The organism is Mucilaginibacter sp. (genome assembly GCF_036383575.1).
Classification (GTDB): Bacteria; Bacteroidota; Bacteroidia; order Sphingobacteriales; family Sphingobacteriaceae; genus Mucilaginibacter.
The window spans coordinates 1-12,901 of the sequence record NZ_DASVOB010000224.1 but is presented as its reverse complement, the minus strand read 5'-3'; the positions used below and the strand labels follow the sequence as shown (position 1 = coordinate 12,901).

Annotated in this window: 7 protein-coding genes; 4 read left to right on the top strand and 3 right to left on the bottom strand. The window is 41.2% G+C overall.

Translation table 11 applies throughout. From position 1 onward, the window contains the following. From VF500_RS08040 to VF500_RS08030, 3 genes are all read left to right on the top strand, one after another. The coding region (locus tag VF500_RS08040; RefSeq protein ID WP_330859179.1) for an SxtJ family membrane protein at positions 1 to 320 on the top strand (320 nt) is incomplete at its 5' end. A gap of 21 nt (positions 321 to 341) precedes the next feature. Beyond that, a complete protein-coding gene (locus VF500_RS08035; protein WP_330859178.1) occupies positions 342 to 491 on the top strand; it encodes a DUF5989 family protein in 150 nt (49 codons plus the stop codon). 4 nt (positions 492 to 495) lie between these two features. After that, the gene (locus VF500_RS08030) at positions 496 to 2,292 is read left to right on the top strand and encodes a carbamoyltransferase (protein ID WP_330859177.1); all 1,797 of its coding nucleotides are present in this window, start codon (positions 496 to 498) and stop codon (positions 2,290 to 2,292) included. A 119-nt stretch (positions 2,293 to 2,411) separates the two neighbouring features. Here the strand turns inward: VF500_RS08030 and VF500_RS08025 are convergent, their stop codons facing one another. The 3 genes from VF500_RS08025 to VF500_RS08015 all read right to left on the bottom strand — a co-directional run bounded on the left by VF500_RS08025 (position 2,412) and on the right by VF500_RS08015 (position 10,087). Further along, complete coding sequence (locus VF500_RS08025) at positions 2,412 to 3,710, bottom strand: glycoside hydrolase family 43 protein (protein ID WP_330859176.1); 1,299 nt, start codon at positions 3,708 to 3,710, stop codon at positions 2,412 to 2,414. A 124-nt stretch (positions 3,711 to 3,834) separates the two neighbouring features. Continuing rightward, a complete protein-coding gene (locus tag VF500_RS08020; protein WP_330859175.1) occupies positions 3,835 to 5,574 on the bottom strand; it encodes a glycoside hydrolase family 35 protein in 1,740 nt (579 codons plus the stop codon). A 397-nt stretch (positions 5,575 to 5,971) separates the two neighbouring features. After that, the gene (locus VF500_RS08015; RefSeq protein ID WP_330859174.1) at positions 5,972 to 10,087 is read right to left on the bottom strand and encodes a two-component regulator propeller domain-containing protein; all 4,116 of its coding nucleotides are present in this window, start codon (positions 10,085 to 10,087) and stop codon (positions 5,972 to 5,974) included. A gap of 887 nt (positions 10,088 to 10,974) precedes the next feature. Between VF500_RS08015 and VF500_RS08010 the strand changes: the two genes are divergently transcribed. Continuing rightward, positions 10,975 to 12,447, top strand: coding sequence for an RICIN domain-containing protein (locus tag VF500_RS08010; RefSeq protein WP_330859173.1), 1,473 nt, complete (start codon positions 10,975 to 10,977; stop codon positions 12,445 to 12,447). The last annotated feature ends 454 nt before the right edge of the window (positions 12,448 to 12,901 follow it).

The following is a 12,901-nucleotide window of genomic DNA, read 5'->3' as shown; positions in this document are numbered from 1 at the left end:
ATATATGCCTTGTGTTTTTTAAACACAAATTCACTTTCATACCTGGCATTGCGGGCCTAATTCTGATAGTAACGGCGCTTACGATACCGGATCTATTGAATCCCGTCAGGAGGATTTGGGATAAAATGGGCGAAACCTTGGGCATAATCAACACGGCGATCATTCTTTCCCTTATGTTTTTCCTGATCATCACACCTATCGCCTTTTTACTCCGGCTGTTTAAAAAAACAACAATTGAAATGAAAGTCCAAAATCATCTGATAAGCTACTGGCAGCCTTCGGAGCAACCCGAAAAAGGTTCTTATAAGCGACAGTTTTAATTCATTTAAAAATTCAAGATCATGGAAATAATTTTTGAGTTCTTTTACTTCCTGCGCTCACGTAAACGCTATTGGTTATTGCCCTTATTCGCTGTTCTGTTTTTATTGGGGCTTTTACTGGTTTTGGCACAAGGCTCTGTGCTGGCACCGTTCATCTACACTTTATTTTAAGTCCATGTACATCCTGGGAATCTCCGCTTTTTTTCACGATAGCGCAGCTTGTCTTCTAAAAGATGACGTGATTGTAGCAGCTGCTCAAGAAGAGCGGTTCACCCGGAAGAAAAACGATGAGCGCTTTCCAGCCTCTGCTGTGCGTTATTGCCTGCAGGAGGGCGGAATAGGGTTGAATGAAGTTGATTACCTCGTTTTCTATGAAAAGCCTTTTTTAAAATTCGAACGGCTGATAGAAACTTACCTATCCTTCGCTCCAAAGGGCTTCCTGGCATTTATGAAGTCGATGCCGCTTTGGTTAAAAGAAAAGCTGTTTTTAAAAAAGAAGCTATTACAGGAGCTAAAAAAAGCAGATGAATCACTTGATATTCAGAATATTAATCTATTATTCAGTACCCATCACCTGTCGCACGCAGCTTCTGCCTTTTATCCTTCGCCTTTTGATAGCGCGGTGATACTTACAGCAGATGGGGTTGGCGAGTGGACGACCACCTCTGTATCCTTTGGGGAGGGTAATAGCATCAAATTCCATAAAGAAATCGAGTTTCCGCACTCCATAGGTTTGTTATATTCCGCGTTTACATACTATTTAGGGTTTAAGGTAAACTGTGACGAATACAAGGTTATGGGACTGGCCCCTTATGGCGAACCGATATTTGTGGACCTTATATTCAAACACCTGGTAAACCTCAAGCTGGACGGATCCTTCCGGTTAAATTTAAAGTATTTCAGTTATTGTACAGGCTTGACTATGACGGGGTCTGCGTTTGAACAGTTGTTTGGCAATCCGCGCCGTGAGCCGTCGGCTTCCCTCACCAGGTTCCATATGGACGTAGCCAGGTCTATTCAGACTGTCACCGAACGGATCATGTTAATGATCACCTACAGTCTTTTCAGGGAATTTCAGGTGAGTAATCTTTGCCTGGCAGGAGGCGTGGCGCTAAATTGTGTTGCCAATAGTAAAATCCTTCAGCAATCGGGCTTCAAAAATATCTGGATACCACCGGCCGCCGGCGACGCCGGTGGTGCCTTAGGAGCTGCTTACGCAGTATACTACGACTATTTGGAAAATTCAAGGCATGTAACACTCCCGGAGGATAAAATGCAAAATGCCTTGCTCGGGCCATCATTGCAGGATAACGATATTAAAACTGAGCTGGTAAACCAAAAAGTCAAGTTTGAAGAGTTGACTGAAGACAACTATTACAATGCAGTAGCAGATGAAATAGCCAAGGGGAAAGTTGTAGGATATTTCAGAGGCCGAATGGAGTTTGGCCCGCGGGCACTTGGTTCCAGAAGCATACTTGCAGACCCTCGGGATCACCGGATGCAGTCCATACTTAACCAAAAGATAAAATTCCGGGAATCCTTTCGGCCGTTCGCCCCGGCAATTTTGGAAGAACACGCTTCCTCCTATTTTGACATCGTCGATAAAACTCCTTATATGCTGCTGGTCGCTGATGTTGCCAGTGCAATCAGATTTCCTCCTGAAAATCAGGCAGTATACGGATTTGACTTACTGAAGCAAGCCAGGTCAACGATCCCGGCAGTAACCCATGTTGATTTTTCTGCCAGGGTTCAAACTGTCGGGCAGTATAGCCATCCTGATTTTTATAACCTGATCAATGCCTTTTATAAGATTACCGGGTGCCCACTTGTCATCAATACCTCCTTTAACAGGATGGACGAACCAATAGTCAATAGCGTATCTGAAGCGCTGGCCTGCTTCAGGCAAACCGGCATGGATGTTTTAGTGATCGGCAGCTTCCTTATCAGGAAGGAGATGGATTTTGACGATTAATCCCCCATCTCTGTTTTATTCGCAGACGAATATCACAATTGATTAACTACCCATATCAAACAATTAACTCTCTATAAACCAACTTCTTTTATAATTACCTAACAATTATTCCTACAACCTTATTTAACATCGCTCTCTGAATGTTCCAAAGTTTTTGGAGGCGAGCTTTCCATTGTTGACAGGGTATACCATACAGGTTTGTGCCCGATAATTGTAATACGATACGGTAGGACATGTTTAGAAAAATCAACCTTTTTACCCGGCACTACGGATACCCCGGGTAAACGGGCAAATTCGGGTTTAAACAGCTTAACGTTTGAGCCTGGTGTTAACGGTATACAAACCGTTTTCTTAACCGTATCTATCACCAGTTCATTTCGGACTGCTCCCGTCCCATTGACGGTTTGCAGAACGGCATCCGCAGTCATGAATTGACTGATCAGCCTTTTAATTTCTGGTAGCGTAACCGGCATAACAGTGCCATGCCGTGGTTTAAAATTCATGGTCACTTCTTTGTCGATAACCTTGAAGTTTTTTAAATCGGTGGATTTTGTAAACTGGTAAAGGCCGCTGGTATACATATCGTACATCAAAATAAATCCACTGCCGTCATTTAATTTAAAAGTCCCTGCTCCTTCAACCGGGCGTGTAGTTTGCTGCACATACTCGTCACTTTGAAGCTGGTACCCACTGGTTAAGCTTTTTGAAACTGCAATTTTAATTCCCGGTACCCGGTCTTCTGTTTTAAAGAATAAATAATATTTATTATCTTTTTTCTCTATATCGCCGTCTATGCAAGCCGCGTTGTCCGGGCTAAAAAATAGTTGCTTAGGCTCGCCTTCAAGATCGGTAAATTCTTTATTAGCATATATGTAATATATCTTATCCGGAGTACTGCCATGCTTCAAAGAAAAGTAGACCATATACTTTTTAGCAACATCATCATAGATGCTTTGGGGTGCCCACACACGCAAAAGACTATCCTGACCGGCAAAACGTTTTTGAAAATTAATAGCAGAGTAAGACCAGTGGATCAGATCATTTGATTTAAGTAATACCAGTCCACGGTTTGAGTTCCATCCCTTACCTGAAACCATATCTGTTGCAACCATATAAAATGTTTTCCCATCAGCGCAGCGCAGTATATGGGGGTCCCGAACGCCGCCGGTTTCACTGATCACCGAGCTGTTTACAACAGGCTCATTATGGTTTAATGCCAGGTAGTGGTACCCATCCATACTGATAGCGAACCGGATAGCCTCCTCACTTTTCTGATTGCCCGTAAAATAGGCAAATAAGTAGCCTTTATATCCCCTGTTTAAATCGTGATTGCTTTTTTGCCCGAAAACTGCCAATTGACCACTGATCAATAAAAAAACAGTTAAAACAATATTTGTCGTAATTCTTATATAGTTCATTTTCAAGATAAAAAAATCGTGCTTTCGCAGATGCTTTACTGCCTGCGGTTAAAATATAATTATGCTTTTCGGTGATATCGCAATCGTGTGGCAAGTTGCCGAGTATTGCGAATAAAACATCCACTTATTGTAAGCGGTCTAAAATCGGTTTGTCCACCGCCGACAGTTTTTGATTTTCGGGTTTTAGCAATTCAAAAACCAATATCTCATTTTCACCGGTATGCAACCATTCGCGTGGTACATATAGCGTTTGCTGAGGGCCGGTTCGCCAGTACCTGCCTAAGTTATGTCCGTTGATCCAAACAATGCCTTTCCCCCAATCGGTCATATCCAGATAGGTATCCCCTAATGAAGACAATGAAAAAATCCCCTTTTTCATCACAGGTGTATTTAAATCAGCCAAACCGGGTTTAGGCTTGTAACTGCCCACAGTTTTTAATGGCAAAGGAAAGTTTTGCCAGCCCGTTAGTTCGTTAGCCTGAAAAAACACCTTACCCACAATCCCTTTTTTATTCTGCAACAGGTATTTACCAAAATTGATACGACCAAGATTTTCGACCAAAATATCCAATGTTACCTTTCCATCAGGTAAACTGATACTAATGCTATCTGATCCGGTACGACGGTCAAGGTTTCCAACCGTTTTCCCATTGATCATCACTACCGCAAAATCTCTAAGATCTATGACCTTTAATATTCCGGATTTCCCTCCGGGGATTGTTGTCCGATATAACATAAAACCATAATCCAGTTTCATGTCCTCAAAAGTTAATGGTGCCTGGCTGCTTTTATATTCAAGCTTCAAATCATCCAGGCCTGCCACATTTTTAAGCTCAATTTGAGGTATGGCGATGGTTGGTTTAACCGGGGGAACAGGGGGCAGATCAGTACCAGCAGGTAAATGTTTTTGAATTACGTTTCTGAAGGCCCCAAATTTTGGCGTCGGGTTCCCGGCTTCATTCAATGGTGCATCATAATCGTAACTGCTGATCTGCGGTTCAAAGGGGGCCTGGTCGTTATAATTGGCACCATTCATAAACCCTCTTGTAGTACCGCCATGAAACATGTACATATTTATGGAAATTCCAGCCGCAAGTACTGAATCTAATTTACCGGTGTATTGATCTGCCGGTACAGTATGGTGTTTTGCGCCCCACCAATCAAACCATGCCGGGTACCATTCGGCAATGTAGTAAGGCCCTTTGCCATCGTGATTTTGATTGATAAGTTCTTTTACCTTAGCGGGATCGTCTAAGCCGTTCACAGCAGGCAGTAAACCAGGCAGATGGCCTTTTACCAGGTCGGCGGCCGGATCGCAGGTGTATAGCAACCCGTCAAATCCAGCTTCTTTAAACATTTTCTGGTTAATGGCCAGGTAATCCTTATCGGCACCATATGACCCATACTCATTTTCAATTTGCACCATCAAAATGTTGCCGCCATGGTTTACCTGGTACTGGGACAAACGCTTTCCCAATTCTTTGATGTAGCTTTCATATTCGTTCAAATATTGCGGGTTTTTACTCCTTACAACCAATCCGTCCTCATTTTGTAACCAATAAGGATATCCGCCAAACTCCCACTCGGCGCACACATAAGGGCTTGGGCGCAGGGTCACCCATAAACCTTCCTCCTGGGCTATTTTAATAAACTCAACAATATCATTGTTACCGGAAAAATCAAATTGCCCTTTTTGTGGTTCATGCAAGTTCCAAAAAACATAGGTGCCTATGGTGTTAAGCCCCATAGCTTTTGCCATTTTCATTCTGTCGCGCCATGCCTCTCTTGGGATGCGGGGGTAGTGCAATTCGCCGGAGATCATCTGGAAAGGCTTTCCATCTAAAAGGAAATCTTTATCTCCCAAGGTGAATTGATGTTTAGATTGAGCTTTAGCCAGGTTGCCCCCCGTTAAAATGGTGATTACAAAAAAAAGAATAAATGATCTCATTAAAAATATATGACGTGTTATTGATTAAACAATTGGCTTATCTCCGAAAATAGCATCAACGTTGTGGTTATGCTTAGCTGATACTTTGGTTATTGGCTGATGTCGCTAAAATGGATGTAAAATCAATTAATAAAAAGGGGGGTAACCAGCAAAATTGAAGGGGCAAACCGCTAAAAACAGGCTAAAAAGTTCTCTTACCGTTATTTTCGGCCAGGTAAAAAAGGATATCGGCACACTATGACCAATAGATTGCCGGTTGAAGAATGTTTTTTACATTTTCAGACAGAGACAATCAGGCGACTGCTTATAGATTTTATTTTCTTTCAGCCACCTGGTTTACCATAGCGTTTTTAAAGCTCTTTCTGTATTTTTTGATGTATTCGGAAGGTTTTAAATCAAACACTTTTTTAAACTGCTCACGGAAATATTTGATGTCTTTTATTCCTACAGCATAAGCAGTTTCCAGGATATTCAAATCACTGTGTACAAATAACTGTGCGGCTTTTCGTAACCTGATCGACCTGATAAAGCTATTTGCAGACTGCCCTGAAATCATTTTGATTTTTTTATAGATCCCGGAATAGGACATGCTTAATTCAGAGGCAAGGGACTGAAGGTTAAAATCCGGATCTGTTATATGATCTTCAACTATCCGAATGCAGGAGTCCAAAAATCGTTTGTACTCTATCGAGATGCTGTGCGGATTATTGTTCAGCGTAATTTCATTATAAAAATATTGTTGAAGGGTATTCCTGCTTCTGAGCAAACCATTTACCCTCGCTTTCAGGATATCTTTGTCAAAAGGTTTTCCGATGTAATCATCGGCGCCCCCCTCAATACCTTTTAGCTTGATCTCATTTGATGCGCTGGCCGTTAATAGAATTACGGGAACATGTGAGGTTGTCATATTTTCCTTAATGGCTGTACAAACCTCTATCCCTGTCATACCCTGCATCATTACATCGCAGATAACGATATCCGGCCATTGTTCATTAATTATTTTTATCCCGTCCTCACCATTTGACGCAACAAGAACATTATAGTCCAATTTAAATATCTGACGAAGATATTCTCTCATATCCTCATGGTCATCAATAATCAACAACGTTTTTAGTTCAGACAATGGCTGTTCTTCGCCCGGGTCTGCTGCCAACACGATATCATTGGCCGTAGTTTCAGAATCTATCAGTTCCTTTAAAAACTCAGAAGCAGTTGTTGATTGCTCTAAGATCACCTGGTCTTTAAGGTGCGATCTTCCTTTTTTCAAGGTGATGGTAAAGGAGGTCCCCTTTCCTATCTGGCTATGATATTCAACTGTCCCGGCCTGGCGTTCAACAAAATTTTTGACAAGGTAAAGCCCAAGGCCAAATCCTCCTGTTGATGTACTGGCCAGATCAGATACCTGGTAAAAACGACTGAAAAGCTTGTCACCAACTTCAGACGGGATCCCACAGCCAGTGTCCTCAATTGTTATTGATACTGCTTGTTCGGTTTCTTCAGCACAAACGCAAATTTTTCCGTACTTAGGAGTAAACTTCATAGCATTCGAGAGCAGGTTAAATAACACGATCTCGGTCTTTTCTCTGTCTACATAAATATTTAAATAATCGGCTGATGACACGAACTCAAGATGGATCTGTTTCCTCTTCGCTTCGTGAATAAAGCACAGATAAACTTCCTTGCACAGATCAATTATATTAACATTGCTGATCCTCAGCTGATCAGATTCTGATTCGGCCTTTTTGAAAAGAAGCAATTGATCCACCAACCCCAACAGCCGGCGCGCATTCCTGTAAACGATGGTTAAATTGGAAGTATCCATAACCTTCTTTTCGTTATACAAAAGCTCCTTGATGGGGTTAATGATCAAGGTCAACGGTGTTCTGAACTCATGAGAAATATTGGTAAAGAACGCGAGCTTTCGTTCACTGAGCTCCTTTTCCTTTTCACTTTCATAGTGCGCGATCTGAAGCTCGTATTTTAATTTGGCCTGGCGGTCCCTATATAAAAGATAGAGATAAACCAATCCACAAATAATGATAGCGTAAATTGTATACGCCCACCAGGTCCGGTACCATGGTGGGGAAATAATTATGGTCAAGGTTTTTGGCGTTCTGTTCCAGATGCCGTCATTGTTACTTGCAATAACCTTAAATGTATAAGTTCCGGGATTAAGATTGGTATAAGTAACCTTTCGCTGACTGCTGTTAGAACTCCATTTTTCGTCAAAGCCTTCTAACTTATAGCTATAAAGGTTTTTCTCTGAATGGGTATAATTCAATGAAACAAACTCGATTGAAAATACATTCTGGTCATAATCAAGAAATGCAGTATCAGCTATGCCGATGGGATTTTTCAATGGAGAGTCCGCACCTGGCTTTACCGATTTATTAAATACCTGAAAATCTTTAAAATAAATTTGAGGGATCTTATTGTTCCATTTAATTTTTGACGGATCGAAAATAACAACGCCAGAATTTCCACCTAAATACATCCGGCCATCTGCAGATTTATAAATAAGCGAGTGGGAAAACACGCCGTCGCCCTCATCAAAATTGGTGACTGTTAACGTTTGGGGCGTAAATTTCGATATCCCGGTGGCAGAGTTAACCCAAAGGTTCCCGAAGCTGTCTTCAACAAGATTATTGAAAACGTTACTTGCAAATCCATTTTTGCGTGAGTAAACGATAAACGAATCGCTTTCCGGAACATATTTATTCAGGCCATCGGCCGTGCAAATCCAGATGTTCTTTTTACTATCCTCAAATAAGCAGTGAACAATATTATTACTGAGGCTACTGGTGTTCTTATCATTATAGGTATAATGATGAAAAATCCCGGTTTTAGGGTCAAAACGATCAACTCCGTTTCCGTTTGTTCCGATCCATACATTGCCTTTTTTATCTTTTAAAAGATTATAAATGTGGTTGCTGGCAATTGAATTAGGATTTCTCTCGTCGTTATAATAATGTTTGAATTGCTGTTTTTCTTCATTGTAGATCTTGAGGCCGGCATCTGTGGCAAGCCAGTATTCATGAGGGCTTACTTCAAGAATATCCCTAAAAACATCTTCATTAAAGAAATTGCTCAGGGCCGAATGATGAAAGTGATGTATAAACCTGTTATTCTTACTATCAAACTTATCAAACCCATTTTCTGTGGCAGCCCACAATACGCTGTCATTATCTAAATATATTTTACCAACCTGGTTACTGCTGATACTTGCCGGATCATTGGTGTGTTGAAATAGCTTTGTCGTCTTTTTTATTAAATCAAACCGGTAAAGCCCATCGTTTGTGGCTAACCATAACATATTGCCTTGCAATAACATACTCTTTGCTTCGCGCGGCGTTATTGACAAGGGAATGAAGTTAAATTTATATTGTGTAAAATCAATTTTGGTTAAAGCGTCTTTACCGCAAAGCCACATGATACCTGCGCCATCATTGTAAACATAGCCATCTGCAGTGCTATTAACATCCCCGATTTTGCGCCATTGGCCAGTGCCCTTGTTTATAAAATAAAACCCGCCATTACTTCCAACAACCAGGGTGGAATCATTGGCATGGTCAATGCTGAAAGCGCCTATATTGAGATTGTCGTGACTTGAAAACCGGGTATATTGCTGATTTTTAGGATTAAAACAGAAAAGGCCGCTCCAATAGGTTCCAACCCAGATACAACCATTTTTTTGATCGTACAAAAGACTCCAGATATCATTAGGGCTTTTTTTAAGCTGAGTAAGCTGTGATTCAGTTTGCGGATAGTTGGTAAAGCGTTTACTAACCTTATCAAATTTGTTCAGTCCACCGTTCCAGTTCCCTAACCACAGGTTTTTCTTATCATCTTCAACAATTGCGTTTACCGACTTCCCCTTTATTGAATACTGATCGTGCAGATTGGGTTTATAGCTGGTAAATGATTTCCGGCTTGCCACATATTGATCAAAGCCGTCATCTGTTCCTACCCAAATAATTCCCTCTCTATCACATAAAATTGAAAAGATCTTGTTGTTACTTAGTGATTGTTTTACCTTATCGCTATGATAAAACCGTTCAAATTTTTCGGTGTTGGGATCCAAAACATTCAGGCCGTCCATTGTCCCTACCCATATTTTTCCGTTTTTATCTTCGGCGAGCGCACTAATGTAATTTGAACTTATACTGGCGGTGTTTCCCGGGATGTTCACTAAACTTTCAAAGGAGTAGCCGTCAAACTTACAAAGTCCGTTATCTGTACCTATCCACATGTATCCGCGCCGGTCTTTAAGAGCTACCGTTACATTTTCAGAAGGCAGACCATCATGAGTGGTATATGATTTTAACGCAAAATTTTTGATGTCATTGGTTGGAAAGTTTGTTAATACTTGTCCACTCAGGCCAGTTACACACAAGAGATTAATCAGGAAAAACACGACAGCTTTATACATAAATCCGTTATCACTTTTAATTAGATAAATACAACACCGTATATCACTAATAATTTGTTCCAGTATAAGTTAGGCGTCACAACCTTCGCTCTGTCAGTTATTCACTAAAAGATTGTACTTAATACACTTATAAAACTAAAGATGGCCCCAATATCACAGATTGAAGAGCAAAACTTGCCGACCGGATTAAATTACTGACAGATGATCTCTCAATATTGAAGCATTAAATCCTTGCTTGAATGCATTTCCCCTCTTTAGATTTATAGCAACAAACTTCATTTAATCCTTCATTGAATGATCCGTCAGTCCTCTCAAATTTTAGCCGGACTCTCGTGTGATACTGAAACATTAAGTTTATAAGGCACTCAAATCTAAATAATATTAATTGTATTTATAACAACAATTAAAAAAGCTTACCAACTGAAAAACAGCGTTGAAGCGCGCTGTTCAGACAGAGAAGAATTAAACAAAAGCGAAAATAAGTTGCGGTATTGTTTCAAAACCCGCTGAAATGACACTTTATCCCCGCAATATTGAGGCTTTACCCCCTTTTCAATTTCTGTTTTTTAAGAGAGATTTAGGTCAAACCATATAAACACAGATTCTTCCCTTTCCATTGTTACTTACAGCCATTTCACTGGCTGATCAAATTACTGACGGTTACAACCGGTGGTGATTTACGGTTAATTATTGATCGGGAGATCTGAATTTTTCCATATGTCTGCCACCAAAATGTTTGAATTATTCCTGGATCCGCATTCGGTTGTATTGCGGTTAGCTGATATCATTACTTGCTTCCTGCTTAAAAAGGGAAGATCACCGCCATAACTGAAAGTCAAAATCAATTGATCAAAAAGAGCTACTTATTTAACACCTAATATAAAATTATGAGAAAAAATTTAACTACCGGGGCACTATGCTGCCTGTTAGCCTTCACGATGGGCTGTTCTAAAAATTCAATTCAAAAAGGCGCTGACCTATCAGGTCAAAAAATTGGCAAACAGTCATTTGCTCTTTCAACTACCAATACAAATGGCTTCAGGGGTATTAACTGGGCCGATCCCAATGGAAATGAGGGCGATGGCCGGGTTGTATTACCCAGTGGAATGACAACATCGCTTACCGCTACACAGGCCGCCACTTTAGCCACCAGTATATCAAGTGCTGTTAAAACAAGCGGCGGAACCACCATCAGGATGCCGATAAACCCATGGACTGCATCAAGCTCAACTTACTGGCCGGTTTACCAGGCTGCCATTAATGCCATTGTGGCCAATGGTTGTAAGGTGATACTTTGTTACTGGCCGGTTGGTGTACACCACGTACCTGATACTGCCCAATGGCATACCATGTGGACCACTGTAAATAACGTATATAAAAACAACACATCGATATTATATGAACCGATCAACGAACCTGTTGATTACTCAAGTACCGATCTGAATAACTTATATGCCGGTTTCTTAACCACCTACAGCCCGGCAGACGGAAAATGTATCCTGGATGGTACCGGCTATGCTGCAGATGTAACTGCGGTTGGCGCCGATTCAAGATTAGCCAATCAATATCTTGGCCTGCACTGCTACTGGTGGTTCTGGGGTTCGTACAATGTTTGGTCAAGTTACTATAGCATCATGTCGGCCAGAACAGGTTCTTATGCTTCCCGTACTATAGTTACCGAAATTGGTATCGAAACATTCCGGAACATGAGCTTCTGGTGGCAATGGGATACCGGTGTGTATGTTGACCAGGCCTTCCTGACCGGGGCACTTGCCTATGCCAAGGATAATTCCATGGGAACTATTGCATGGTCGGGTGTTAACGATATTGATACCTATCGCTGGTATACAGCAAACAATAATCTTACCGAGGTTAGCCCGGGCACAGCCAACATGTTCAGGTGGTCATGGCAACTGTCGGCTTCTCCTGTATGGATAGGGCCTGTTGCAGATGGCAGGTATAAGCTTCAAAACCGTGCATCGGGCCTTATGCTTGACAATCTGGGCAGCACAACTGACGGCGCCGCCGTGGCTCAATGGGCATCAGGAACAAGCAACAATCAGAAATGGAATATAAGCTACACTGCCGGTTATTATACCTTAAGCTGTGTAACAGGAAAAGAATGTTTGGATGTGGGCACCAATACTACCGACGGGTCAAATGTTTTACAGTATGTAGTAGGCTCCAGTACCAACCAGCGCTGGTCGCTTGTATCAACCGGAGATGGTTATTACAGGGTAATCAACCTTACCACAGGAAAATGTCTTGATACAGGAGGTTTAACTGCCAATGGATCATCAGTACAGCAATGGTACCAGGGCTCAAGCTATAACCAGCAATGGAAGCTTATTGCTCAATAAAAATACTACGTTAATTGCCGTGCAAAAGTAGTTAACTTTAGTTTAATCCCCTGAAATAATAAAAAATGCTGTCTCAAAAGGGCAGCATTTTTTTATTGATAAATACATAAAGTCAGTCTGAAATAAAAGAAGCCCTCCCTTTCAGAGAGATCGTTCTTAAAATCAAAATCATACAGGTGGTACCAACGGAACCGGAGTGTTTTGGTTTATCAAAGCTATAAACACGTGATTGCGTTGGAATCCATTCCTCTTTTTTGTCATATTCAGATACTTAAGCGATATATAGTTTTGGATTGACTCTACTAACAAAAGGGTGACTCGTCCGGAAAAAACTATACACAAAAAAAGGTGTATGAAAAAGGAAAACGAGGAGATATTACGGGTAGTGCGAGAAGACAAGCGCAGCCATCTTCCGGCCAATTTACGGGAGCAACTAATAAAAGAGATAGAAGCA